General features: G+C 36.0%; 22 protein-coding genes, 1 pseudogene and 1 other annotated feature. Of the genes and pseudogenes, 6 read left to right on the top strand and 17 right to left on the bottom strand.

Translation table 11 applies throughout. The features are described 5' to 3' along the window. Positions 1 to 55: 55 nt before the first annotated feature. The gene (locus tag AN957_RS01025; protein ID WP_053478003.1) at positions 56 to 637 is read left to right on the top strand and encodes a hypothetical protein; all 582 of its coding nucleotides are present in this window, start codon (positions 56 to 58) and stop codon (positions 635 to 637) included. Positions 638 to 758: 121 nt separating this feature from the next. Here AN957_RS01025 and AN957_RS01020 read toward each other — a convergent pair whose 3' ends face one another. From AN957_RS01020 to AN957_RS01005, 4 genes are all read right to left on the bottom strand, one after another. Beyond that, positions 759 to 968, bottom strand: a complete 210-nt coding sequence (locus AN957_RS01020) for a hypothetical protein (protein WP_053478002.1) — start codon at positions 966 to 968, stop codon at positions 759 to 761. A gap of 21 nt (positions 969 to 989) precedes the next feature. Continuing rightward, on the bottom strand, positions 990 to 2573 hold the full coding sequence (locus AN957_RS01015; RefSeq protein ID WP_053478070.1) for an acetolactate synthase large subunit: 1584 nt from the start codon (positions 2571 to 2573) through the stop codon (positions 990 to 992). 254 nt (positions 2574 to 2827) lie between these two features. After that, entirely contained in the window at positions 2828 to 3439 is a 612-nt protein-coding gene (locus AN957_RS01010) for an NAD(P)/FAD-dependent oxidoreductase (RefSeq protein ID WP_053478001.1), read from the bottom strand. Positions 3440 to 3516: 77 nt separating this feature from the next. Next, positions 3517 to 3831 (bottom strand): thioredoxin family protein, encoded by a 315-nt coding sequence (locus tag AN957_RS01005; protein ID WP_053478000.1) that lies wholly within the window; start codon positions 3829 to 3831, stop codon positions 3517 to 3519. Between the two features lie 205 nt (positions 3832 to 4036). Here AN957_RS01005 and AN957_RS01000 point away from each other — a divergent pair, with 205 nt between their 5' ends. Together AN957_RS01000 and AN957_RS00995 are read left to right on the top strand one after the other, a co-directional pair. Beyond that, positions 4037 to 4915, top strand: coding sequence for a MerR family transcriptional regulator (locus AN957_RS01000; protein WP_053477999.1), 879 nt, complete (start codon positions 4037 to 4039; stop codon positions 4913 to 4915). Continuing rightward, positions 4912 to 5934 carry a serine hydrolase domain-containing protein gene (locus tag AN957_RS00995; RefSeq protein ID WP_053477998.1) on the top strand — a complete coding sequence of 341 codons (1023 nt, stop codon included), beginning with the start codon at positions 4912 to 4914 and terminating at the stop codon, positions 5932 to 5934. The genes AN957_RS01000 and AN957_RS00995 overlap by 4 nt, the downstream gene beginning before the upstream one ends. A gap of 80 nt (positions 5935 to 6014) precedes the next feature. On the opposite strand, the gene ileS is transcribed toward AN957_RS00995, so the two are convergent. The 6 genes from ileS to allD all read right to left on the bottom strand — a co-directional run bounded on the left by ileS (position 6015) and on the right by allD (position 14117). After that, the gene (gene ileS, locus AN957_RS00990) at positions 6015 to 9077 is read right to left on the bottom strand and encodes an isoleucine--tRNA ligase (RefSeq protein ID WP_142109005.1); all 3063 of its coding nucleotides are present in this window, start codon (positions 9075 to 9077) and stop codon (positions 6015 to 6017) included. Between the two features lie 517 nt (positions 9078 to 9594). Continuing rightward, entirely contained in the window at positions 9595 to 10671 is a 1077-nt protein-coding gene (locus AN957_RS00985) for an AI-2E family transporter (protein ID WP_056681820.1), read from the bottom strand. Positions 10672 to 11002: 331 nt separating this feature from the next. Further along, the gene (locus tag AN957_RS00980) at positions 11003 to 11260 is read right to left on the bottom strand and encodes a hypothetical protein (RefSeq protein WP_056681815.1); all 258 of its coding nucleotides are present in this window, start codon (positions 11258 to 11260) and stop codon (positions 11003 to 11005) included. 76 nt (positions 11261 to 11336) lie between these two features. Next, complete coding sequence (locus tag AN957_RS00975; RefSeq protein WP_053477994.1) at positions 11337 to 11927, bottom strand: hypothetical protein; 591 nt, start codon at positions 11925 to 11927, stop codon at positions 11337 to 11339. 75 nt (positions 11928 to 12002) lie between these two features. Then, the gene (locus AN957_RS00970; protein WP_056681811.1) at positions 12003 to 12917 is read right to left on the bottom strand and encodes a tetratricopeptide repeat protein; all 915 of its coding nucleotides are present in this window, start codon (positions 12915 to 12917) and stop codon (positions 12003 to 12005) included. 150 nt (positions 12918 to 13067) lie between these two features. After that, positions 13068 to 14117, bottom strand: coding sequence for an ureidoglycolate dehydrogenase (allD, locus tag AN957_RS00965; protein WP_053477992.1), 1050 nt, complete (start codon positions 14115 to 14117; stop codon positions 13068 to 13070). Between the two features lie 192 nt (positions 14118 to 14309). Between allD and AN957_RS00960 the strand changes: the two genes are divergently transcribed. Both AN957_RS00960 and AN957_RS00955 read left to right on the top strand, forming a co-directional pair. Next, positions 14310 to 15944 carry a PucR family transcriptional regulator gene (locus AN957_RS00960; RefSeq protein ID WP_053477991.1) on the top strand — a complete coding sequence of 545 codons (1635 nt, stop codon included), beginning with the start codon at positions 14310 to 14312 and terminating at the stop codon, positions 15942 to 15944. Between the two features lie 147 nt (positions 15945 to 16091). Next, positions 16092 to 16631, top strand: a complete 540-nt coding sequence (locus AN957_RS00955; RefSeq protein ID WP_053477990.1) for a cysteine hydrolase family protein — start codon at positions 16092 to 16094, stop codon at positions 16629 to 16631. A 238-nt stretch (positions 16632 to 16869) separates the two neighbouring features. Here the strand turns inward: AN957_RS00955 and AN957_RS00950 are convergent, their stop codons facing one another. The 4 genes from AN957_RS00950 to AN957_RS00940 all read right to left on the bottom strand — a co-directional run bounded on the left by AN957_RS00950 (position 16870) and on the right by AN957_RS00940 (position 20664). After that, positions 16870 to 17295 carry an SRPBCC family protein gene (locus AN957_RS00950; RefSeq protein ID WP_172797595.1) on the bottom strand — a complete coding sequence of 142 codons (426 nt, stop codon included), beginning with the start codon at positions 17293 to 17295 and terminating at the stop codon, positions 16870 to 16872. A gap of 430 nt (positions 17296 to 17725) precedes the next feature. Continuing rightward, positions 17726 to 18697, bottom strand: a complete 972-nt coding sequence (gene glpX, locus AN957_RS00945; protein WP_053477989.1) for a class II fructose-bisphosphatase — start codon at positions 18695 to 18697, stop codon at positions 17726 to 17728. 786 nt (positions 18698 to 19483) lie between these two features. After that, complete coding sequence (locus AN957_RS28320; protein WP_231690160.1) at positions 19484 to 19564, bottom strand: hypothetical protein; 81 nt, start codon at positions 19562 to 19564, stop codon at positions 19484 to 19486. A gap of 635 nt (positions 19565 to 20199) precedes the next feature. Continuing rightward, positions 20200 to 20664, bottom strand: a complete 465-nt coding sequence (locus tag AN957_RS00940; protein WP_053477988.1) for an OsmC family protein — start codon at positions 20662 to 20664, stop codon at positions 20200 to 20202. Positions 20665 to 20977: 313 nt separating this feature from the next. Between AN957_RS00940 and AN957_RS00935 the strand changes: the two genes are divergently transcribed. After that, positions 20978 to 21166, top strand: coding sequence for a hypothetical protein (locus tag AN957_RS00935; RefSeq protein ID WP_053477987.1), 189 nt, complete (start codon positions 20978 to 20980; stop codon positions 21164 to 21166). A 457-nt stretch (positions 21167 to 21623) separates the two neighbouring features. Here the strand turns inward: AN957_RS00935 and AN957_RS00925 are convergent, their stop codons facing one another. From AN957_RS00925 to AN957_RS27290, 3 genes and pseudogenes are all read right to left on the bottom strand, one after another. Continuing rightward, a complete protein-coding gene (locus AN957_RS00925) occupies positions 21624 to 22490 on the bottom strand; it encodes an MBL fold metallo-hydrolase (RefSeq protein ID WP_053477985.1) in 867 nt (288 codons plus the stop codon). Further along, the gene (nhaC, locus tag AN957_RS00920) at positions 22487 to 23908 is read right to left on the bottom strand and encodes a Na+/H+ antiporter NhaC (RefSeq protein WP_056681805.1); all 1422 of its coding nucleotides are present in this window, start codon (positions 23906 to 23908) and stop codon (positions 22487 to 22489) included. The genes AN957_RS00925 and nhaC overlap by 4 nt, the downstream gene beginning before the upstream one ends. Before the next feature lie 51 nt (positions 23909 to 23959). Continuing rightward, positions 23960 to 24149 (bottom strand) — a binding site (T-box leader). Between the two features lie 475 nt (positions 24150 to 24624). Continuing rightward, positions 24625 to 25752: pseudogene (locus AN957_RS27290) on the bottom strand (IS3 family transposase). Positions 25753 to 25909: the final 157 nt, after the last annotated feature.

Below are 25909 nucleotides of genomic sequence, written 5' to 3'. Positions count from 1 at the left end.
GTATAAGATAAACAACCATTCCTTGCATATAGTGAATAGCAAGGGAGGAATTGCAATGAACATAATTAAAAAGGATATTCATCAAATACAAATAGAATTTGGGAAGTGGCCCAAGGCGAAAAGGATTGTACTTATTTCTATTTTGAGCAGCATCGGGGCCATTTTTCAATCAGCAGGAGGGTTTTTACCAGGAGTTGGTTATTTAATTAGCCCTTTGGCTAGCGCCCCCATCATGCTATGCACGATTTTCTCAATTCCGCTTGGTCTTGCTTCCTATGTTTCAACAGCTCTATTACTTTTGATATTACAGCCTGCCGAGCTGATTATTTTTCCATTTACAACAGGCCTGTTGGGTCTATTTATTGGAATTTCCTTTAATCTATTTCAAAAAAAATCAAGTCATATTTTGAGCGGATCGGCAGGCTTAGTGCTTGGAATCTGCATTTTATTATATGGTGTAAAATTCCCTGTGTTAGGGCCTGCCTTCTCCCGTCCATTTAACATTGCCATGATAGGCTTGATTTTTATTTTCTCTGCTTTTTATAGCTGGATCTGGGTTGTTTTATGCACTAGACTCATAAAAAGAATCAGAGAATTATATTTTCGCAACCTCCCAGATGACACCCGTCTCAAGTAATTGCTCTAATACTAATCCCCTCACATGCTCACTTGGGTAGGATGAGACACTAAATGGAGAAAAGGCACCTGTTAGAACTCTTTCATTGGAATTCCAACGAGATGAAAAAAGAGATGATCCTTTAGTCGCCGGCTATTGTCCTTCCAGACAACAGCCGAATTCGTTGTTGTTCCTGGCACGAAAACAACACGATTATTATGATATCCACATAACTTTGCAGACCTGCCACAATAACCTTTATCGTCCCATCCTCCTGTATCATCGTAATCGAGCCTCGGTCGGCAACATATATTTTCCCCTCGATAATAAGCAATTCCCGTTGGATGTCCACATGAATTCCACTAAAGAACCTTTACTCATTCTCTAATTTAATCTCAATCAAAGTTAGTTCATTTTGCGCTAATGCCTTATCAAGTATTTCTTCAAATTCTTGAATAGAAACTGGCCGCTCTCCTCTTATGCCAAAACTTTTGGCAAGCTGCACAAAATCAGGGTTTCCAAAAGCAGTACCATGATTATTGCCCAATTTTTTCAGCATCATTTGTTCTTCAAGTTTCAGCTTCGAATCATTAAGGACAATCATCACAAACACCAAACCAAGTCTTACTGCTGTTTCAATTTCTGCAAAGTTCATTAATGCACCGCCATCACCAGTTATACAAATTACCGGATCAGCTGGACATGCCAATTTTGCCCCAATAGCACCAGGAATAGCTATCCCCATTGAAGCTAAGCCGTTTGATATGATAACCTTATTTGGCTTCTTTGGCTGATAGGTTTGGGCTATAGAATTTTTATGAGAGCCGACATCCGATAAGACAATCGTATTTTCGCAGGTACGCTTTTCAATAGCATGTAAGATCGATGTAATCGATAAAGAAGAATCTGCCCCACCATTCAAATGGAAGACCTGTTTTATTTGCTCTCGCAAATTTCCAGATGGCTCCCATGGCTTAGGATTAATTTCAAGCTCAATCAACGCTTGCATTACCCGCTTTAAATCTCCAACGAGCTCGCTTTGAAGAGGATAATATTCATCCGGTTCAGCCGAAACAGCATTTATATGAATAACCGGTACCTTCTTTTTATTCCACTCCTTAGGGAGACGCTCCACAAAATCATAGCCAATAACGATAAGCAGGTCAGCCATTTCGATTCCCAGCAACACCTCATCCTGCTGGCTAAAGCCAAACGTAAAATAATTGAACGGATGATCTTTCGGAAGAATTCCTTTTGCTTTCATGCTATGGATAACTGGCGCTTGAAGAAAATTAATGAATGTCTGTACCTCTGTTACCGCCTCCGCTCTAATAACCCCGTTTCCAATGATGATAAACGGCCTTTGGCTATTATTGATTTTGGCAATTGCAGCGATAATCTCCTCGTCCACGGACATGAATGTTGGTGTCGGTGTAATAGTTATCGCATCATTAGAAATCTCTTGAGCCGCTAAATTTTCCGGTAATTCCACGATAACAGCACCTGGTTTTTCCATTTTTGCCGTTCGAAAGGCTTTATGTACGATCTCTGCGAGCGTTAGAGAATCCTTGATTTGAATGCTCCACTTCACTGCAGGCTCGAATATTTTAACCAAATCCAAATATTGATGGGATTCCTTATGCTGTCGTTCAAATCCAACCTGACCGATAATCGCCACAACGGGTGAAAAATCAAGAGTGGCACTGGCAATCCCGGTTAATAAATTGGTTGCCCCCGGCCCCAATGTAGACGTACACACACCTGCTTTATGAGACAGCCTCGCATAAACATCTGCCATAAAGGCCGCCCCTTGCTCATGCCTCGTATTCACAAACTGAATTTGCTTTGATCTAGAAAGCGAATCAACTAGATCCAGTGTTTCTTTTCCCATTATTCCAAAAATATATTCCACACCCTCATTTTCTAAACATTGAACAAGAATATCTGTCGCTTTCATATGATCCTCCCAAATAGACTTTTCACTTACAAAAATAAGTTGTTTTATTATAGCTTTGCCTATTATTCCAGGAATCATTATATGTAACTACACCTTGTTTTTTCGTTATATTTGTTCCCAGTTATGATGGATATGGCTACCCGTATACCAGGGAGAAAATTTTCTGGACGATTGAAGTTGATAAAACAAAAGAAAGGGACCCTCTTTAGCCCCTTTCCTTTGTGCTTCATAAATATTAGACTGATTGTTATCAACTAAACAATTTGATTATAGACATTCTCAAAACCATAACGATCAATGAATTTTGCAAAAGGCTCTCTTTTTTTACCGTGCTGCGAATAAATATCGATGATCGCAGTAACAGCTTCATATAGTTCCTCAGGTGTGAGCTTTCCCAAAATTAACGTACCTGCTCTAGCATCCGCTCCCTTTGATTTGCCGCCAATATACAAGTCATATTTGTCTCTTACTTTCATTACACCTATGTCATTGATTAACGGTTCACCACAGCCAATCGGACATCCTGTATAGGCCGGGCGCAGAGTAAATGGAACGGGTCTTCCAGCTATTAATTTATTTAATTCTATAGCTACAGGCATTCCCTCTTCTTCTGAACCCTTACAAAAATTACATGTTCTTAAGCTCTTTACAAAGTTTCCAACTGGATAACAGGATAATCCCACTGCATTAAATTCCTTTTTAATAACTTCAAGCTCACTCTCTGGAACTTCAATATATAATTGTTGAAAGGTTGTTAATTCGATTTCATCCTCTTCCTGCATGTATTTTGCTATGACCGATAATTGCTTGGCATTTAGCTTCGAGCCAAACGCTATCCCCCCATTAATAGCCAATTTCGCCATCATACTTATTCCATCTCCCACTCTTCAATTTAATCTAACTTTTAATTGTACACCCGTTAGGTATATGAAAACCTCCTGTATTAGCGATTCAGAAATTCGATGATTGCTTCTTCATTCCCTGCTGGTGCCGTCACGCGATCTGCTTCTTCCCCATTTTTAATAAGGATAAGAGTTGGAACGCTCATAACCCCGAATTTTTGGGCTAAGTCAAGCGACTTATCAACATCTACATCATAGAACGCCATCTCATCACCTAATTGTCTTTCTACGTTCTCAACAATAGGAGCCAGCTGCCTGCATCCAGAACACCACTCTGCTGTAAATTTTAAAACCATAGGCTTTTTCATATCTATGATTTGCTTTTCAAATTCGTTTAAATTCATTTCTTTTAACATCGCGATATTTCTTCTCCTTTCGAATTATGAATCGTTTATCATAAATTTATATTACTATACCCCCGTATAGTAATCAATAGACATTTACTTATATTTATTAAATACATAGTTGACTTTACCCTTAGGGAAACGTGTATAAATGAATGGAACAGCGTATTGATATATAAACTCCAGTCAAAAAAATTGGGAAATGGGAGGTGGACACTTGCTATCGATTGGCGAATTCTCAAAGATATGCAAAGTATCTACAAAAACACTTCGATATTATGATGAAATTGGTTTAATTACCCCTGATGAGATTAATCCCGAAAATGGTTATAGGTTTTATTCCATCAGCCAGCTAAAAAAGATGTTATTGATTAATCGCCTGAAATCTTTTCATTTTTCTCTTGAAGAAATCAAAGCCACTTTAGAAATGGAAGAAGATCAATCAGAAGAGAAACTTTATTCTGCCCTTACTCGCAAAAAAAGGGAGATACAGGAAAGACTAAATGCCTTTGAATATACCCTAAATCAAATAAGTTACGATATTTTAAATTTAAAGAAGGGGAAATCTATTATGTCACACCTTGACTATTTAGAAGTACAGCTTGTTGAAACCCAACCAATGAACCTTCTTTATATACGCCAGATGATGAGTAGTGACGACTATGCTGCAGGATATGGCAAGTATTTTAGCAGGCTATATGAAAAGATAGCTGCTGAAATGCTTACCTTACTTGGCACCCCAATGACAATTTATCACAGCCCAGAATACAATCCTGCAGGCAATGATACAGAGTTTGCGATTCCAATAGAGGAAATTATAAAGGGAACGAGAGATTTGCCTGGAAGCCTTTGTGCAAAAACTGTTTTAAAGGGCTCCTATTCAGAATTAACATCGGTATATGCCAAGCTGTGGGAATGGGCTGAAAATGAAGGATATGAATTAGTGAAATCTCCATATGAAGTATATATGACTGACCCCTATCAAGCTAATGTTCCTGAAGATTTTATTACCGAGGTTTATTTTCCTGTTAAGAAAAAGCAGCAGGCTAAACACCATTTGCCAAAACTAACTTCTAATGGGAGGCATACTAAATGAAAAGAAACTATTTGCCAACGACAGAATGGCGGATCGCCGCCCCAGAAGCATTGGAAATGGATGCTGAAAAGCTTTCAAAGCTAGATTCTATAATAACAACTGAGTACAGCAATATGAACGGGATTGTGGTCGTAAAAAATGGAGCGATAGTTTATGAAAGCTATTATAATGGCTATGGATCTGATAATGTGCACCATGTGGCATCTGTAACGAAAAGTATCCTATCTGCTCTTATCGGGATTGCCATAGATACAGGATATATAAAAAATGTAGACCAAATGGTATTAGATTTCTTCCCTGAGTATTTTCCCGAAGGTGCTGAAACAGTAAATCGAGAAATCACTATACGCCATCTTCTTACGATGACAGCTCCATATCCATTTGAGGACTGGCACGAACCGCTGGATAAGATGTGTATACAGCCAGACTGGGTAAACTATACGCTGGATATGCTGGGGCAAAAGGGGAGTATTGGAACATTCAAGTATTCGACTGCGGGGGCACACTTGCTTTCAGCCATCATCACTCGCAGCACTGGAATAAATGCCCGGGAATTTGCCAACGAACATTTATTTAAACCACTAGGTATGAGGGAAATTCCTGATTATAAAATGGCGGCATTTGGGTTTGATGATTTATTCGGAAAAAATGTACAGGGATGGGTTAAAGACCCAAACGGCATCTCTACAGGAGGATGGGGACTTACACTAAATCCCCGAGATATGGCACGTTTTGGTTTACTATATCTAAACCATGGCATTTGGGACAATACACAGATAATCTCCAAGAAGTGGATCCTCGAATCAACAGCGATGAACTCCAATCATTACGGTTATCTATGGTGGTTACTTAATGAAAATGAGCTGTTAGCATACTCAGCACTAGGTGATGGAGGGAATGTTATTTGCTGCATACCAGAGAAAGACCTAGTTGTAGCCATTGCATCAGAATTCATGGTAAATGCTCGTGATCGGTGGACGCTGATAAAAGAACATATTATCCCTGCAATAATTGACTAAATCTCATTGCCACTATGTCGGGCAAAATGAAAGTAGTAACATTTAAAATTGGGAACCCCTGTGTTAAACAGGGGTCTGCTTTATGACTGAATGTACAATTTAATTTCATTTCCTTCCACCTTGAAACTTTTCATAGCTGGTTTACTTTCAAAATGGATTTCATTCAATATAAGATTCCTTTGCACTAATTCATCATATTCGTTCAATATTTTTTCAAGCCATGGATCAGCCTGAATATAAAGGTCTGCTCGTAAATCAACTGGCAGGTTCAATTCCTTTCGATAAGTTTGAACAGACCGAACAAATTCCCTTACTAGCCCTTCTTCTTTTAATCCTCGTGTTAATGTTGTATCTAATAAGATTAAGAATTTACTTCCTTCTGATAACTCATAACCATCTCTTCCCTTTTTCTCAATAAGCACGTCATCCATTGTAAGAGTTATTGTTTCACCCGAAAATAATGATAATTGCATTTCTCTTTTTGCAATAAATTTTGCTATTTCTTCTGGAACTAATTTATCAAGTTTATTTTTCACTTCACCCACGGATTTTCCCAACTTTGGTCCAACTGCAGAAAAATTCATCTTAAGATCAAGCTGCAGCAAATCTTGATAATCTTTCTTAAACTCTACTTCTTTTATATTCATTTCTTCTTTTATAATAAACGAATACTTTTGCAGCTCAGATAGAATAGATGCATCCGTCGGAATTACCATCAACTTGGCTAATGGCTGTTTTGTTTTTATTCCCGCTGTATTTCTAACGGATCTTGTTAGTTCTATTATTTGTAAGACGGCATCCATTTCTTTTTCTAGATGTTCATTAATTAGTGTTTCATCTGGTTTAGGATAATCCGATACATGCACACTATCTTTCACTAAGTTGGAGTAAATATCCTCCGTAACAAAAGGAATATAAGGAGCCATAAGCTGTGACAGATTCTTTAACACAATAAATAAGGTGGTAAATGCTGACTTCTTATCATCGGTCATGCCACTGCTCCAAAAGCGTTGTCTGGAACGTCTTATATACCAGTTACTAAGTTCATCAACAAATAATGAAATCGATCTAGCCCCTTTGGTTATATCATATTCTTCTAAACTTCGTGTAACTTCCCTTATAACAGTATTCAACCGGGATAGAATCCACTTATCAAGAGTTGTTCTCGTCCCACCCAAGTCCCTTTCTGGATTAAATTGGTCAATTTCTGCATACATCGAGTAAAAAGAATAAACATTCAAAAGTGTATCTATAACTTTGGACTTAGCATGACTGACCGTCTTTTTAGAAAATCGCTTATTATTCCATGGAGAGCTGTCAGCTAACAAAGCCCATCTTAGCGAATCCGCACCAAACTCATTAATTAACTCAGTTGGATTAAGTGCATTTCCCTTACTTTTTGACATCTTTTGTCCATTCTCATCTAAAATATGACCTAAAGAAAGGACACGCTTATAAGGTGATTGTCCCGTAAACAAAGTAGAAACTGCTAATAAGCTGTAAAACCACCCTCGTGTTTGGTCAACCCCCTCAATAACGACATCAGCGGGAAATTGCTTCTTAAAGGTACCGTTATTTTCAAACGGATAATGATATTGAGCAAATGGCATTGAGCCGCTATCGAACCATACATCAATCACTTCACTAGTTCGATTCATCGTACCACCGCAAGAGCAAGTTAATTGCACCTTATCTACATAGGGTTTGTGCAACTCTATGGTTTCTGGCACTTCACCCGCTGAAAGCTCTCTTAATTCTTTAATTGAATTAGGGGCTTTTTCTTTCCCGCATTCTTTACAAATCCAAACGTTTAACGGGGTTCCCCAATATCTGTTTCTGCCAATATTCCAGTCAACCATGTTATCTAAAAAGTTCCCAAACCTTCCCTCTTTCATATGAGAAGGGAACCATTGAACTTTTTGGTTATTTAATTGTATTTTCTCTTTCACTGCTGTTGTCTTAATAAACCAACCCTTCATGGCATAATAAAGAAGCGGACTGTCACATCGCCAACAGTGGGGATAGCTATGTTCATATTTTTTCTTATCAAATAACAAATTTTGCTTTGATAGCATTTTTATAATTTCTATATCACAATCTTTGACAAATTGTCCTGCAAGTGGAGTCACATATTCCTTATAGCGACCTTTAGAATCAACTACATTTACATAATCAAATTGATTATCCTGAATGGCCTTGTAATCGTCTTCTCCATGTGCTGGTGCGATATGCACGATACCTGTTCCACTTGTATCCGTAACAAAATCTGCACCAAGAATTTTATGGCCATTTGATACAGTAGCATAATTAAAAGGCGGCTCATAGGAGAGTCCAACTAAGTCTTTCCCTTTCATCACATCTAGGATCTCATATTTCCCCTTCATAACAGCAGGAGCCAAAGATTCTGCAAGAACTAATATATCTAACCCTTGTCTAACTCTTACATAGTTTATATTTGGATTAACAGCAACCGCAATATTACCCGGCAATGTCCACGGTGTCGTTGTCCATCCTAAAAGATATTCGTCTGTTCTTCCCTTTAAGCGAAATTTTGCTGTAACGGATAGATCAGAAACATCCTTATATCCTTGTGCAACTTCATGAGAGCTAAGTGAAGTCTCACAATGAGGACAATAAGGAACAACCCGATGGCCTCTATATAAATAGCCTTTTTCATGTATGGAGGATAAGATATTCCAGACAGATTCAATATATTCGTTGTTTAACGTTATATAAGGGTCTTCCATGTCCACCCAATAGCCAAGAGCTGTAGTAAATTGCTTCCATTCATTTTCATATTCAAAGACACTATCTTTACATTTTTGAATAAACTTTTCAATACCATATTCTTCGATTTGATCTTTCCCACGAATATTTAACTGTTTTTCAACCTCTAATTCCACCGGTAAGCCATGTGTATCCCAACCCGCTTTTCTTAAAACCTGATAGCCTGACATAGTTTTGTATCTTGCCACAAAATCCTTAATCGTTCTCCCAAGAGCATGACCAGCATGTGGCAAACCATTTGCTGTTGGCGGCCCTTCATAGAAAACATATGTCTCTCTTCCCTCTCGGTTAGCTATCGAACGCTCGAACGTTCGATCCTTTTCCCACTTTTTCCGAACTCTTAGTTCCCTTTCCATACTGGATTCCTTCAACATTCGCACCCCCTATTAAAATAAAAAAACTCGACCCTACATACGTAGAATCGAGTTTATATATCTAAATATATAATCTGCCTTAAAAAATAAAAAAAACCATAGTAGCGGTTTTTTGAATTAATTACACTACGTACTATCATACGTGTCCTGGGTATCGGTAGAATGCCGTCAAAGTTTAAAATTTCTTTCAACCTTGCTTCTCGGAGAGGATTTTCATTATGGTCTTAACGTTGACTTTCAGCACTTCATCAACTCTCTGTAGATAAGATAAACATAATTACTCTTTCTCGTCATCAAATTAATTATTAAATTATCCTTAATCTTAACTAACAATATTTTAAAAGTCAAACTATTTTTACGCTTTAACAAATGACTTTTATTTTTCATTATATATGAATATGCTTGCTGAAGAAGAGAGAATTCAAGAAAAAAAGCCATCAAATCATTGATGACTTCTTCACTAACTTCTATACCCTTTTGAACGTACTGCTATATATTGTTATTCTTCCTTAAAAATCTTTACGATATTCACTACAAGCACCTTTGCAATGGAATAAGCTGGGATGACAAAAATAATCCCGATAATCCCCATAAAGTTTCCAGCTGATAATATCAATACAATGATAGTTAATGGATGGATTTTTAGCGTTTTCCCCATAATATTCGGAGAAACGATATTTCCTTCAATTTGTTGAGCAACTAACATAATAATCGCTACATAAAGAGCCATTACAGGATCCTGAAATAACGCTACTAGGAATGCGGGAACAACTGCAATATATGGCCCTAAAAACGGAATGACGTTAGTAAACATTCCGAACATCGCTAAAACAAGTGAATAGTTCAGACCAATAATTAAGTAGCCAATATACAAAAGTACACCGACAATAATACTGACAAGCATTTGACCTTGAATATAGGTTGAAATGGTCTTGTCCATTTCTTTTAATATATTTTTCACATGGTCCCTTTTAGACTGTGGGAATAAAACAGCCACACTCGGTGCAAAACGATGACTATCCTTTAACATATAAAATAAAATAAATGGAACAAGGACAAGATAGAAGATTGTATTAATAAAACCGCCAATCCATCCGAAAACACCAAGAATTCCATTCGCAATATTCCCTGCATTGGATTCCAGTCTCGTTTCTAACTCTGTACTCGCCTTGAGAAATGCTTCTTGAACGAAGTCTGGAAAAGTAGATCGATTTTCCTGAACATATTTAACCCCATCCATTACGGTGGAAACCATAGCTGGCAAATTATCTACAAATCGTTCTAATTGGTCATTGATGACCGGTCCAACCAATCTTATAATTCCAAAAATAATCAAGATGATGGCAACATAGGCAACTAAAATGGCGATCCATCTCGGTACTTTCTTCTTTTCTAGCCAATTCACTAATGGCCGGCACAAATAAAACAAAATGCCAGCAACAACAAACGGTAAAAAGATTGTTTTAAGCAACACAACAATTGGTGTTAAGATAAATTGATTTTTATTTAATAAAAACACAATGATTAAAAATAAGATGATAGCAATCATACTTTTAAACCATCTTTTTTCTAACATCGACATATCCCATTCTCACTTCCTAATACTGCAAATATTTCCCTCTCTTGAATATTACAATTAAATGGCTAAAATTCCAATCATATTATGTTGAAAATAATATTAAATGTCCTGTTTTTCTTGCACCTATCCATGATTTATAAACTATACAGCAGGCTGTAAATAGGTGCCATCTGGCTTGCAGCTGAGCCGGGTGGCAAATACAGAATCAGTGTAATCTATACGATGCCTGGCTCATAAGAATATTGCAGTGTTAGGCTAACTTAGATGATATCAAAGCCAAATTTCTCAGAGACGAAGTTTGGCTTTCTAACATTATTAGAACTTATAATTATGTACTTATAAATTCTATTGTGTTTTTTTCTACACTTATTGCCTTATTAGAGTTTTTGATAATAATATCAAAGTGCTGGCTGTACGGATGCATAAACAATTCATACTGAATCCGGCGTTCTTCATGAGATTGCCTTAAATAATTTATATCGGTAAAGGTTGTTTTACCAGCAGCCCCATGTCCTGAAATGCCAATAACAATCTGTTTATCTATCATTTTGAGCCAATTTACGATTTCTTGTAATAACCTATCCATCATCGACCTCCACTTTTTATTCATGTACTAACCTATTTTAATGAGAGGAATATGGGACCTTAATAAAATAATGAAATTAATCCTCCCAATAAAAAATAGCATCCAAGACTAAATATTCTCCAGGTTCACGATAAATCGTTGGAATTTCCGTTTGAAAAGACAAAGGCTGATTCAATTTTTCTGCTTCTAACAGTTCATAATTAAACTCTATTAAGGCTTGTTTCAATTGCACTGCAATTTTTTGGAATTTCTCGCTTAAATTAAATAAATTGGGGCCACCAAGTAAAGAACCATATGCCCCACCAACTACTTCATTCGTTTCGAAACGAATTGTTTTATATCTGTCATCTTCACCCATGAGAGCTACAGGTGCTAAACGACAAATATCAATAATAATCCCTTCCGTCTTTATCTCTCTACGGCCGTATTTCTCTTCAACGACTATAACATCTCCCTTTTGATAACAAAAAAGTTCAATAAAGGAGGCGTAGCCACTGCCAAAATGATTCCACTCTGCTTCACATACTAGATTAGGAATACGGTTTATTCGATGAAATAACCGTCGGATATACGCTTCAATTTCTTGCTCATTTTTTGTATCATAAGGGAATTTGTTCCCTACGACTTTCCCTTCAATCAAATCTTGTAATTGTTCATTAGAAAACATTCACGAAACCCCTCTCTTGAAAATAGTTGACCAAGATTGTGAGCTCAAATAATTACCAAAAACCTTTATTGTGTTTTATCCATGATATTCAGGATGGTTATGACGATTACAGCCAAAAAGATAACAGGCTGTTTGGATAGTTGTATCGAACTCCATAGTCGGAATATAGCCAGATGTGATTTTTTCAAACATTTGTTCATATTCTTTTTTGTCATTAAGCAACTCTTTAATATAGACTTGTTTATCCTTTTCTGACCAATCTTCATCACATTCTTCTTCATATGCTTCTTTAATATCTATTATCTTTTCATTTATTCCTTCGCTCAGCAGTTCTTTAGCTAGAATAGGATTATACATTTTCAGCAAGGAATAAATATATCGACTAATCCATTTCGGTTGTTTTGCGTAATTATTCCATCCTTTTTTAAACCATGTTATTGCCTCTTCGTAACACCCCAACTCTACATATAAATCTGCAACCTCAACTTCTCCAACAAATTCATTGTCATCCTCAGAAAATGCATCAAGTTTACATTTTGCTTCACTTTTATTATCTAATTCAATCAAACATCTTATATGGCTATACATGGCCAAATCAGAGGGTTCTGAACCTAAAAGAAAATATTTTGAAGCCTCTTCTATGTGTCCGAGATGATAATTAGCCACCGCTAAATTATTGTAAGCCGGTTTTGAAGGCTGGATGGAAATTGCCTTTTCCAATATGTCTTTTGCGGATTCCCACTTTACTTGTCTACAATAAATCTCCCCTAACAAATTATAAGGAAAATGAGATTTGGGATTCATCCTTAATATTTCTTCTAATAAAGGAAGAGCATTGATATCATTATCTTCCTCATTACAATAAATCCATGCAAGATTATTAAGAGATTGTATATCTCTTGATCGTCCTACTGCTTCTTTAAATAGTATTAATGATTCATCATATTTATTTTCTTCTAGCAATTCAATCGCTTTTTGGTTAAGATTCAATGGAAGTCCCTCACTATAAAAAAGTATGCTTTATTATTATGCTATCATCTCCGCTCGTTTCCTAAAACTATAAAGATTTTAAAATTTACTTAAAGGCGATGGAAACTATGCTCCACCGCCTTTATCTTCATTTCATACATAGACTCCAGTTTATTTTGCAAATGGGTCTTTATGATCAAAGCTATTATTATGAATGACATCAGAAATAAGATATTGGTAAACCTCATCAACAATTTCTATTCCATTTTTCTTACTTTCTATTTCACAAATTGTATTAATTTGCCCAGGATAAAATACTTGATCAAAGCCTGGGGCAGGTTTAACATTTGTTAAATCAGACATCGTTCTGATGATATTTTCTTTAAATTTAGGTAAGCTCGTAAAAAATGCTGGATTGATCACGATATGAAGCTGACCTAGATTTCGGTCCTCAGTCAAGTCATGATACATGGATGTCACCTTATTTCCAAATGGCAAGCCTAGAAGAACCCCCGATAAAATATCAACCATCATCATTAACCCGTAGCCTTTTGGCCCTGCTATCGGCAATAAAGCATTTACTTTAAATGGATCTGTCGTCGGCTTGCCATTTTTATCGACGGCCCAGCCTTCTTCAATCGGAGCATTTTTTGAACGGGCATGCAGTACTTTCCCCCATGCCTGCACGGTTGTCGCCATATCAAAAATGATATTCTCTCCATTATTTCCAGGTGCTGAAAAAGCAATCGGATTTGTACCATAATACGGTTCTGCTCCGCCATAAGGAACAACCATTGGATCTGACTGACAGACGGAAAGTCCGATTAGATCTTCATTAGCAGCCATTTCAACGTAATAAGAAAGAGAGCCGCTATGGCCAATTCTTCTAACCCCTACAACAGCAATGCCATTTTCCTTCGCCATTTGAATGGCTTCTTCCATTGCCTGTTTCGCAGCGACATGCCCAGCCCCATTGTCACCATCGAAAACAGCAGAACATGGTCCTGTTTTTTCGATGGTAAAGTTTGGATTTGTGTTTGTTCCTCCCTTTGAAATTCTTTCAGCATAGTATTCTACACGCATAGCTCCATGGGAGTGAACACCTCTTGCATCTGCATGGACTAGCACATCTGCTACTACTCCTGCATGTTTTTCTGTTAATCCAGCACGGTGAAGCTTTGTTGTGATTAAATTTTCCAGTTCTTGTCTCATTACTTTCATCGTTTTAATAAAACCCCTTTTTTTAAATGACTTCTATAAAAATTTTAGGGTTTAAAACGATGATCGTCATTATTACAATTAGACAAAATAACTATTCTATTTTGTTCAATTTAAACAAAAGTTCGTTTCTTTTTATCCTTAGTGACTATACAATTAAATTAGATTAAATTTGATAGATTGAGAGGAACCCCTATGAAAAAGCTAGAGGATTTATTTATTGTTGATGTTTTTCAAGAGGCGGAAATCATCGCGGGGCATGCTGGATTAAAACGAAGAGTCGATACAATCGAAATATCAGAAACACCTGATGTCTTTCACTTTATGGCCGAGAATTCTTTGTTATTAACGACTGGCTATGCTTTTCAGGAAGATCCTCGTACACTCAGCAAGTTTATTTCAGAAATCAATGAGCGACCATGCGCTGGGATGGCCATTAAACTGAAACGCTTTATCGATAATATTCCAGACGAAGTGATCAAGCTGGCAAATGCCTTAGATTTCCCAATCATTCGAATTCCAGAATCTTTAACTTTAGGAACTGTCTCCCATCAGCTTTTGGGATTTCTATGGGACAACAAGATTGAAGAGTTATTTTACGCTATTCACGTACATAAGAAATTTACGAATATGATGATGAAGGGCTATAAATTACAAACACTCATTGAAAACCTCGGAACCTTATTAAAGTGCCCTGTTCTGCTGCTTAATCCAATTGGCGATATTATTTCTTATTCTCATCATTTCGAACAAAATACGATGAAAAATGTGAAGGAGGAAGTCAGTTCTATTATTAAAAGCGATATAGATCATTACAGAGAAAAAAATAAGTTTTTTATTCAAAACCCTCATGCATTGGAAATAAAAATGCCGATCAATATTTTCCCTGTCAAAACAACTCGTCTATATCCATTTCTACTCCTAATTTTCAACTATGACAGGCTACCGTATCCTTCCTCACAATTAGCGATCGAACAGGCATCTACGGTCATATCCTTTACTTTATTAAAAAATGAAGCGATTAAAGAAAATAGCCGGATGTTAGAGAATAACTTTTTCGGGTCGCTAGTTGATGGCAATATTACAACGAAACAGGAAATGATTCATCGAGGAAAGCAGCACGGCTTACTTGATCATCAAAAATATATTTGCATCGTCTGCACGATTGATAAAGAGAAAAGTGCAGATATGATGAACAGAATTTACGACTATTTGAACGAATACTTAAACATATCTTTCTGTCAAACAGAAGCTAATCCGATTGTCTTTCTCAAAGATGCCTATTTCGTTATTTTGCTGCAATTCCCACTTAATACGAATGAGCCTGTTAAAAGCTTGATTAAAGATAGACTTGAGAAATTTCAGCAGGAAGTTATGGAAAACGTTAAGGTTTCTCTTTCCTTTGGTGCAGGAAGTCTCGTAAAAGAGGTTATCGATATAGCCATTACCTATAACGAGGCTGTTGAAGCATGGGAAAACGGTTTTGATCTATTTCAATATCACTTTATTCACTTTTATGAAACAAAGCAATTAAAGGAATTAATGCATCTACTCCCTGAACAAAATATTAAAAAATTCTATGAAAATACATTGCGTTCTCTCTCCTATCCTAAATCAAAGGATGAGGATGATTTGCTACATACATTAATAGTTTACCTCGATCATCATTGTGAAATTTCAAAAACAGCTAAGAAGCTGTTTGTCCATCGCAACACAGTAAAATACCGCATTGCCAAATGTGAGGACATTTTAGGCTACTCTGTCCATGACTCAGAAAACTCCCTCCACCTTCGCATGGCTTTAATGATGAGAACGATGTATACGAAATAAGAAGACAGACGAGAACATAACCAAAAAAATCGCATTTTCATTGTACCCGAAGTAGGTTATGTAAAAGAGGCGATGTCAAAATAATTAGGAGGTTTTTTATCAATCATGTAGAATTCTCTAATACATCTGTACTGGGAGGTTAAGAAAATGCAAAAGACGGCTTTGTTGATTATAGACATTCAAAATGCCATGTTTGATGAGTCCAACCCGATATACGACGGAGAACAGCTTCTCAAAAATCTTCAGGATTTAATTAATAAGGCACGTACTGCTAACGTCCCTGTTTTTTTTGTTCAACATAATGATGAAGAATTCAAACGTGGAACTCCTGAGTGGGAGATTCATTCTTCAATTTCTCCAAATGAAGGAGAAGCTGTAATCCAAAAACACACACCCGACTCTTTTCACGAAACCGAGCTTCATGAAAAACTTAAAAAAGAACAAATCGAAAATCTTGTTATTGCAGGAAATCAAACCGAGTATTGCGTAGATACTACGAGTCGCCGTGCATTTAGTCTCGGCTATACTATCACACTTGTCAAAGACGCTCATCGGACATGGAATTCCAATACCTTAAGTGCTAAACAAATTATTGATCATCACAATGAAGTGTTGGGTAATGCTTTTGCTACCCTTAAGGAAACAAAAGAGATTCAGTTTTCATATGGGCAGATTAGTTTAAATTAATACCGTTTGTATTGCTACTACTTTAATAAAAAATATAAAGATACAATTTTGCAATAACAGGTGCACTTCTTCAAGAAATTCTGGGCTGCGGCGGCAACCTATTTTTTCTTCAATTAAAGGAATAGGATAGTACAATAGAGGAATATAAAAAATGGCAATATCTGTGGTTATTATATTTCCACAGATATGCCACTAGCTGATTTTAATGACTTATAAAAATAATAACTGGAGCAGCTTTTTATTTGTTTGTTTGCTCAACATATTTTTTAAAATTATTTAAAATCGCCTGCCATCCTTGTTGTTGAAACTCAATCGGTTGTGAAGTTTCCGCATCAAAAGCTTCAATTACTTCGGTTCCGTATTCTTGACCTTTAAAAGTGATTTTTACTTTTCTTCCATCACCCATAGTATAAGCAATAACCTCATGTAATTTTACTTCATCATAGATTCCGCCAAAATCGAAACCAGCACTGCCATCTTTGGCTTCCATTCTTGAAACAAATTTTCCTCCTGCTCTTAGATCATTTTCAGCAAAAGGTGTGTGCCAATCATCTGAAGCATTATTCCATATTTTTATATGATTTGGCTCTGTCCAATACTTCCACACCTTTTCTAATGGTGCTTGAACTGTTGTTTCTACTGTAACTGTTTTAAATGTTTGCATTTGATTTCCCTCCTCTATAAATACAAAAACTTTCCTGTAATCTGTCCACATGAGGTGCCTAAATATATTATAAGCATTCCCAATAAATTTAACTATTAAAAATAGTTAAAAAATAATTCGATATTTTGTTTCTATATATGTGAGAACTAGTATATCAAAAATGTCGATTTCCTTTTAAGAACATCTTATTATACTGTTATAAACAACATGGTATCGTTTCACAAATTACACATTAGAAGAATTAAATTTTATCTGATCACTAGTTAAAACACGTCTTAACAAGACAAGAATATTTTAATATAAAACTGCACTAATCCTCCATGGACGAATGCTCCATCCATCTTGTTAAAATAACTATAGCCGCCAGGTTCGTATTATAGACTAATTACAAAAGCCTGTTAAAATAAAACAGGCTTTGTGGTTAAAATTGTTAATTTTCTTGTTGGACATAGGGCTTATGCTCAAGATGATGAATGGTTTTAATAAAACGAATGGTCTTAGTTTTTGCACGCATGACAATAGAATCTGTTTCAACTAAGTTGTCTCCTAAATAGCGCACTTCTTTTAATATATCTCCTGATGTTACACCTGTAGCTGCAAAAATAGCATCATCCCCTGATACAAGATCATTTAACATTAAAACTTTATCTGGATTGTCTATACCCATTTGTTTACAACGTAAGATTTCATCATCATTTTCAGGTAGTAATCTTCCTTGCAATTCTCCACCTAAGCATTTTAGTCCAGCTGCGGCAATGACGCCTTCAGGTGCGCCGCCACTCCCTACAAATAAATCAACACCAGTGTCTGGCAATGCAGTAGCAATTGCAGCACTGATATCATTATCAGAAAATAATTTCACCCTTGCCCCTTTTGCACGAATACGGTTAATTAAGTCTTGATGTCGATCTCTTTCAAGAATCATAATTGTTAAATCTTGCACTCTCTTTTTATTTGCCTCTGCCACAATGTCTATCGTTTTCTCAATTGAATCGTTGATGTTTACTTTTCCTGCAGCAGCAGGGCCCACTGCTAATTTTTCCATATACATATCTGGAGCGTGAAGCAGAGTCCCTTGGTCAGCGATGGCTAGAACCGTAATTGCATTTGAATACCCTTTTGCAACAATATTAGTTCCTTCAATAGGATCTACGGCGATATCTACTTGCGGTCCATTACCTGTACCAAGTTCTTCTCCTATATATAACATTGGTGCTTCATCCATTTCTCCTTCACCAATGACCACTTTACCTTGCATATTTACTGAATCAAAAATCTTTCTCATAGCATTAGTAGCAGCACCGTCAGCACTTATTTTATCGCCTCTCCCCAGCCAACTTGCGGCAGCTAAAGCTGCTCCTTCAGTAACACGTACAACTTCCAATGCGAGTTCACGTTTCAAAATAAACCCTCCAAAAATTAAGTTTTCATACAACAGTAATTAGTATAACACATTCCGATTATAGTGCTACACTATAGATTAATATGATTATCTCATTCATACATAATGAATGTGATTAAAAATAGGTTTATGTAAAGATAAAGTATGAGTAGACTTTTGTAGTTGCAGGTATTTTCTGGTTTTAAGCTGGAATCTCAAAGATGAGTACATCAATATGCAGATGAACAATGATAGAAATTATTTGAAATAAAATATTGTCATTAATAAATAGCACATTAATAAATAAGGCATGTTTGTAATTAAACATGATTAATTAGTAGGAAGTTCTTTAACAAATTATCGCATTTCTTAATTGCCAAATATAAAAAAGAAACTGATTAGATTTTTATCGCTAATCAGTTTCTTTTAAAATTTATTTGAGTTGGTGGTTTACAGACTAAGTTAGAATTTTTTGTAGCTTTATAATAAAGTTTGATAAGAAACATGCTACAAACGCTGTTTTATCAACATGGGTTATTTTTGTTTTTGAAAAAAAGATTGTTCAAAACTTAATTTGGACTATGATGCGTTCACTTGTTTTTAAAATAAAGATTGATCAAAACAATCACAAAATCTTGATTTGATAGCCGCCTTCCATAAATAACTGGTATTTTGATCAATCTTCTTATAAACGGTTAAACTTTATTTTAAAATTACATTATTAATATTCAACACTTAAATTTGGTATCAATGGCTTGTTTTCAATAGGTGATGATAAGGAAATCAATGTAGTGGAATCGCCATACTTCATACTATCATTTTAAATAATTCAAGTTCCTTTGTTGATTCAACTACTACTTTAATCAAATAATTGTATTCCCCGCTAATTCGGTGACACTCTACTACTTGTGAAGCCTTCTTACAATAATCAACGAAATTATTGCACTTTGTGTTAGGCCCAGTATCAGCGTCGGTGCAACCAAGCTCGATATTGATTTAGAAAATGCGTTTAGAAAAAAGAGAGAGATAAATAAACATAGGAATTGGGATTAATAATTTTTAAAATTTTATGGTATTGCTTAAAAAAGACCCTAAAGATAAAAAGAAAAGTTTTATCTTGGTATTTATTATAAAGTTTAAATGGAATCCGGTTTTCGTTTTGAAGGCCGGATAATTCACTAACATTTTCTTACCGTTGTAAATATGCGGTTATCTTAACTACAAAGTGACAATCATTAATAAATCAATGGTTGTCACTTTGTTTAAATGTATTCTATGTACTATATTTTATTTGTTAAGGGGTTATTCTCAGGTACTAATTCCTTTGAGAATTCAGTTAAAGCAGTTGCGTTTGGCATTTCTTGCTGATCGGCTTCGAATATTTTTTATTACATTTTGTATATTATTCGGCATATTACTGTTTCGATTTCTTCTAAATCCATTTTACATTAAAATCTCTACAATTAATTCTGATGGTTCCTTTATATAAGTGTGAAAGAGAAAATTTATTTGTTTTAATAAAGTTATTTCACTGCACCAGTTTTGCATGGTTCTAAAATAATCTCATTTAATTTTAGATTCACTGGGTTTGCGATGGTGTCTCCAACTGGGCATGTCTTTTCAATAAACGCTACAAACTCTTCCACTTTTTCTCTAGGTGCATCAGTCGCAATATGTATATTAAAACGAATATCAGAATAACCGCGGCGTACATCAGATTTATTCAAAAAGCCATCTGTGTCAAGGTCCCCTTCTACATCAATCCATAGATCATCAAATTCTATTTTGAACTTTCTAGCATACACTCGAGCAACAATTGCTTGGCAAGCACCTAATGCAGCTAAAGTTAATTCAACAGGATTCATTCCAGTGTCAGTTCCACCTAATTCCTTTGGCTCATCAATAATAATCTCGAAATTACGAGATTTAGCTTTAACCTGAACCCCCTGTTGCAAATGAGCAGTCGCTTGAAAAGTTGTCTTAGGCATAGTTCATTCATCCTTCCATTTGATGTAATTTTATTTCCAAATAATTTCTATTTACACATATAATATAAGTCTTTTCAAATAAATTGTCTGTAGACACATTGTGAAACATTGAGCAATATGTGTTTATAGAAAACAAAATCGAAAACGACCTGTTCAGCTTATTGTCCGAGTGATGGAAGCTGAACGGGATTTAATTTATCAGAAAATGCCCTTGATGAAAACACAAAATCTTAGCGCGTACATACTCAAGATAGCGATTGCAACGAATCTTCAAACGAAAATGCTGTGAAAAATTGAATGGAGGAAAGTAAAAATGATGAGTGATGTATTTAGAAACATTATCGAGTTTTTGAAAAGTACAGCGCCAATATCAATCATCTCAAATATTATAATCTGTGCTATTTTGCTTGCTGTGGGACTGTTATTATTGTTGAAAAAGCAACAACAAACTAAAGAGAAAAAAATTGGTGGTTGGGTTTGTATATCCATTTTAGATTTTTAGGGGCTATATCTAATTGGGTTTTCTCGTATGTAGTTTTCTAATGTGGTGAACATGATGATTAATAAAATGTATGCTACGATGGATAATGCTTGTAAAAAAGCAAGTGGGCTTACATTATTCGGAGTTTTATCGCCGTATAAATGGACAATATTATTAGGTTCGTTAGGTATTACAGGTAGCATAACACAGGCATTAGCTTTCTTGGTTTACTATAAATACTATAAAAATCAATATAGTTAACTAGGATTTAAAGAAACAAAAAGACGGATAACTTTACATTGAATACTGTAAAGTCATCCACTATAACTAGTTAAGTTACCGCACTTTCCTGACGCTACCCCTAAATATAAGTAAAAAAACAAAAAGGCAGCCATCTGGTTACCTTTTTATTTATACCTGCCCCCAGAGAAAATATAGTTGGCAAGGTTATCATTCAATACGTAGTCCACTATGATAATCACAATCTAAATTCCATACCATCCTCAGCAATATGAAATCCTCTTTCTTCAATTAGCTTTCTTATTTGCCGATTCGAGTCAATGGCAGGGTTCGAATGATTTAGATGGGTAAAATAAATCTCTTTCTGGCCTACTAAATTTTGAAGCTTATCCATTGTTTCTGTCATGAGAGGGTGGGGGATTTCTCTGAAATCACGGCCAATTTTTTCAAGATCCTTTGTTGAATAGAATGTTCCATCAAGTAAACAAACGTCAACTTCACTGCATGCGTTGTAAATGTCCTGGCCCCATTCATCCCAGCGATCGATATCTGGAATGTAAAGGACTTTTTTATTTGGTCCTTCAATTTCAAAGGCAAAGGTTTCAGAGAATTCATTTCTATGTGGAACTTCAATTGGTTTAATCTTTACAAGCTGAGAAATGCGAAGGGTTTGTACATTGCTCAGTTCTAACACATTGATATACTTTAGATAAGTTAATTGGTTCCAAGGTGCATGGTTTTCTAATAATTGTTTCATTTTTCCACCTGCAAACACCGGTACACCAGCAGCACCAATTGCTTCACGACCTAAAAAAAGCAACCCCGGGTAATGACCTAAATGGGCATGGGTTAAAAAGATACTATCCATAAGCTGTCCTTGCATATTGTATTTTAATTGAAGCTTAGTCATTTGTTCTTTTAAATCAGGTGACGCATCTATTAAATGCCATCTTCCCTCATGAGGAAGAACAATAGCCAATGAGGCAGCAAGACGCCTAAACTTCGGATTGTTGATCGCCTCAGAACAGTTTTTGCAAAAGCAATTCGGATGTGGAAGTCCAGCATCTTGTGCTGTCCCCAATACATTTAAAATCACGTCATTCATAGTGAAATTTCCCCTTTATCTTTCAATAGCTTCTCATCTTCATGATAATTCTTCTTTGAAATCGTCCATCCAGTAAAGCCGAATATGATATTAATAAGCGGAACAAGGAAAACAAAGAAAGCATACGGAATAAATTGACCTGGGCTAACATCCAGAATGCTAGTCGCAAATACAGCAGGAACTCCCCATGGTACAATGTTTATACCAACTGTACCGGCTGCTTCAACACAACGTGAAAGGTTTTTAGTATCTATACCCATATCCTTATATTTTTTTACGAATGTTCTCGCCGGTAAAATGATCGCCAAAAATTGTGCGCCACTTGCAAATGCTACAACAAATGTAGATAGAATGGTTGAACTGATTAAGGTCCCCGTTGTTTTTACCCTTCGCATCATTTTCCGTGTTAATTCTTCGAATGATCCTGTCTCTTCTAAAATACCTCCAAGAGCGGTAGCAATGATTAATAAAGCAATTGTACCCAACATGGACATTATTCCGCCACGATTTAGCAATGAATCTAATGCATCTGCACCTGATTCAACGGAATACCCACTTGTCATTACTTGAATAATATCTGATACAGAAGATCCCTGGACAAATATGGCAAGTACTCCACCAAGTAGGCTAACGCCCATTAATGCAGGAATTGCAGGAGTACGAATAATCATTAAAAAGATGGTTAGCACCGGCATAAGCAATAAAAGAGGATGAATCAAAAAAACATTGTCCAGACCGGTCTTGATTGTATCAATTACGTTCGTATCTGCACCATCGCTAGCAGCCGGGGAATTACTGACAATCCAATACATAAGGATTGATAAGAAAAATGCAGGCAGAGTATCCCAAAGCATGTGCTTAATGTGACTAAATAAATCTGTTTCAGCCATTGCAGGAGCGATATTCGTTGTGTCAGAAACGGGGGACAATTTATCTCCAAAATAGGCCCCTGAAATCACGGCACCTGCAACAAGTCCCGGAGCAAAGCCAAGTCCTTCTCCAATCACCATGAAAGCAAGTCCAATTGTAGCAATAGAAGTGAAAGAGCTTCCTAATGTAACAGAAACAATGCCAGTTACAAGGGCTACAATAGGGACAAATATTTCTGGCTTAATAATGGACAGTCCATAGTATATGATCGTTGGTATTACGCCGCTTGCAATCCATGAACCGACTATCATGCCAATAATAAGTAAAATAAACACTGCAGGTAATGCTCTGGCAACTCCATTAACCATCATTTTCTGAACCTCATCCCAGCTCCAGCCTGAACTCTTCGCAACGATTGCTGCCATAATTACCCCGATCATTAATGGAATATGCATACCTGCTTTCCAAACGAATATTGATAAAGCTGCAGAAATGATTAAAGCTAGTATAGGAAGGATTGCAATCCCCATAGTAATTTCTTTTTTCATCTTATGATTCTCCTTCTAAATGATTAAAAAATAAAAAAAGCCCCATCCCAAAAAAGGGACGGAAGCTCCGTGGTACCACCCTAGTTAACAGATTACTCTGTTCTCTTGTTTAGATAACGGCCGAAACCGGAAATTCAGCTCCCTAATTGTAATTCACTATACTTCTTGCCTGATTTTCACCGCCATCAGGTCTCTGCTTTCAAGAATTGTATTAGCTACTGTAATAGTTCAACGCTTTTATGCTTTTGTGCTTTTGTGTAATTAAGTATAAAGATATATTAGAAGAAGATTCTTCATTAGTCAATGATTTTTTCAATAAAAAACACAATATTATTTAGAAATGTAAAATTAAAAGTTGTTTCAGATCTTTGAGAGTACATTCTCTGAATCCCATATAATCCCGAATTTGGGCTCGGTGATATTTGATGGATCTCCCATCCCAATCATATTCTGGAAATAAATTGGCATGCGCGTGTAAAAAGATAATAAAGTTATATAGTTTAATAAGCCAAACAAGCATAACCCCGTTCTAAATTTAGGACGGGGTTAAAAAAGGATACGATTAGCTTCCCAAATGCGGTACTGCATCTTACCATTTTCTTTATAACGATCTGAATAAAAATCTCGAAGAATAAAGTGATAAACATCTTTTAGTGAATAGTTATTTGTTGGATCTAAGTCAATATCTTGGACATAAAAAAGTTAAGTCCCATTCCTTATGCTGCTCGGCATAATGTTTCTTCTTCATCTGGTGTTAAATAGTTTATTGCGCCATGAATTCGCTTTCGGTTGTACCAGCTTTCAATGTAAGTAAATAAGGCTACTTTTGCAGTTTCAAAGTCCAGATATCGGTTCCTATAAACCTCTTCTTTTTTCAATGTTGCATGAAATGATTCCATACATGCATTGTCATACGGACAACCTTTTCGACTAAACGATTGAATGAATCCATGTTGCTTTAACTGCTTTTGGAATGCTTCACTCGTATATTGTGTGCCTAAATCCGTATGCAAAATAACCCCTTCATTAGGGTCTTGATTTTGAATGGCATTGTCTAGTGCTTGTGTAACCAATTCAACCGTCATTTGTCGGGCAAAGTTATATCCTACGATTTTCTTAGAATGAAGGTCTAGCACTGAAGCTAAGTAACACCAGCCATCTTTATGTGTGTGAATATATATCAGCTACCCATTTCTCATTAATAGAGGTTGTTTGAAAATCCTGCTCTAATCTGTTTTCACGTTCTTCTATATGACCTTGAAATGATGAAGGACGATATTTTTTAACAATAATAGAACGAACTCCAGCCTGTTTCATTAAGCGTTGTACACGTTTGATGCTCACCTGAAATCCTTCTTTACGCAATAAGTAATGAATTTTAGGAGCTCCATAACGACCCTTACTTGCTTTATGGATTTCTCGGATACGTTTGGTTATTTCCTCATTTTCTATTTGATAGGCCGAAGGCATTTTATGGGCAGCTTGATAATAAGTACTTTTAGGCAACTTTAATACACGACACATGGTTTGAACAGGATAGTGTGCCTTTTCTTCATTGATATGTTCGATAATTTCTTGATCCATTACTTTTTCGCGAATATGGTCATAGCCTTTTTTAATATTTCTACCTCTTGTTTTAAACGTAAATTTTCTTTTTGAATAGCTGCGATTTCAGCGGGTGTTAATGACTCATTTCCCCCAATAGGAGAATGCACTTTAATCCATTTATAAATAGTTACTTCTGAGACACCATATTCGCTAGCAAGCTGGTTGACGGGAGTACCAGCACGATAAAGTTCAACAATCGTTTCTTTGAATTCTTGATTGTAACGTTTTTGTTTCATAACGGACACGTCCTCTCTTAATTTCTAGGATAAGGACTTAACTAAAATGTGTCCATACTTCTATACTAGCTCCATTAGCATTCCTGTAGAACGTTAATTATCAACTTTGAAAAAAATAGAGCCCCTCAGTAAGATATGAGTATAGACACCACTCTAA

Source organism: Cytobacillus solani, assembly GCF_001420595.1.
In the GTDB taxonomy this organism is placed as follows: Bacteria; Bacillota; Bacilli; order Bacillales; family Cytobacillaceae; genus Cytobacillus; species Cytobacillus solani.
This window is presented reverse-complemented; position numbering and strand designations above follow the sequence as displayed.

What these genes read in the sequence shown, in the direction of transcription:
- ileS (WP_142109005.1), bottom strand. Translation starts at nt 9,077, where the DNA reads ATGGAAAGGGAACTAAGAGTTCGGAAAAAGTGGGAAAAGGATCGAACG.
- AN957_RS00940 (WP_053477988.1), bottom strand. Translation starts at nt 20,664, where the DNA reads ATGCCTAAGACAACTTTTCAAGCGACTGCTCATTTGCAACAGGGGGTT.
- AN957_RS00985 (WP_056681820.1), bottom strand. Translation starts at nt 10,671, where the DNA reads ATGTTAGAAAAAAGATGGTTTAAAAGTATGATTGCTATCATCTTATTT.
- AN957_RS01010 (WP_053478001.1), bottom strand. Translation starts at nt 3,439, where the DNA reads ATGATGGCGAAATTGGCTATTAATGGGGGGATAGCGTTTGGCTCGAAG.
- AN957_RS00935 (WP_053477987.1), top strand. Translation starts at nt 20,978, where the DNA reads ATGATGAGTGATGTATTTAGAAACATTATCGAGTTTTTGAAAAGTACA.
- AN957_RS00950 (WP_172797595.1), bottom strand. Translation starts at nt 17,295, where the DNA reads ATGCAAACATTTAAAACAGTTACAGTAGAAACAACAGTTCAAGCACCA.
- AN957_RS00980 (WP_056681815.1), bottom strand. Translation starts at nt 11,260, where the DNA reads ATGGATAGGTTATTACAAGAAATCGTAAATTGGCTCAAAATGATAGAT.
- AN957_RS00925 (WP_053477985.1), bottom strand. Translation starts at nt 22,490, where the DNA reads ATGAATGACGTGATTTTAAATGTATTGGGGACAGCACAAGATGCTGGA.
- AN957_RS00995 (WP_053477998.1), top strand. Translation starts at nt 4,912, where the DNA reads ATGAAAAGAAACTATTTGCCAACGACAGAATGGCGGATCGCCGCCCCA.
- AN957_RS00960 (WP_053477991.1), top strand. Translation starts at nt 14,310, where the DNA reads ATGAAAAAGCTAGAGGATTTATTTATTGTTGATGTTTTTCAAGAGGCG.
- AN957_RS00975 (WP_053477994.1), bottom strand. Translation starts at nt 11,927, where the DNA reads ATGTTTTCTAATGAACAATTACAAGATTTGATTGAAGGGAAAGTCGTA.
- allD (WP_053477992.1), bottom strand. Translation starts at nt 14,117, where the DNA reads ATGAAAGTAATGAGACAAGAACTGGAAAATTTAATCACAACAAAGCTT.
- nhaC (WP_056681805.1), bottom strand. Translation starts at nt 23,908, where the DNA reads ATGAAAAAAGAAATTACTATGGGGATTGCAATCCTTCCTATACTAGCT.
- AN957_RS00955 (WP_053477990.1), top strand. Translation starts at nt 16,092, where the DNA reads ATGCAAAAGACGGCTTTGTTGATTATAGACATTCAAAATGCCATGTTT.
- AN957_RS01005 (WP_053478000.1), bottom strand. Translation starts at nt 3,831, where the DNA reads ATGTTAAAAGAAATGAATTTAAACGAATTTGAAAAGCAAATCATAGAT.
- AN957_RS01025 (WP_053478003.1), top strand. Translation starts at nt 56, where the DNA reads ATGAACATAATTAAAAAGGATATTCATCAAATACAAATAGAATTTGGG.
- AN957_RS01015 (WP_053478070.1), bottom strand. Translation starts at nt 2,573, where the DNA reads ATGAAAGCGACAGATATTCTTGTTCAATGTTTAGAAAATGAGGGTGTG.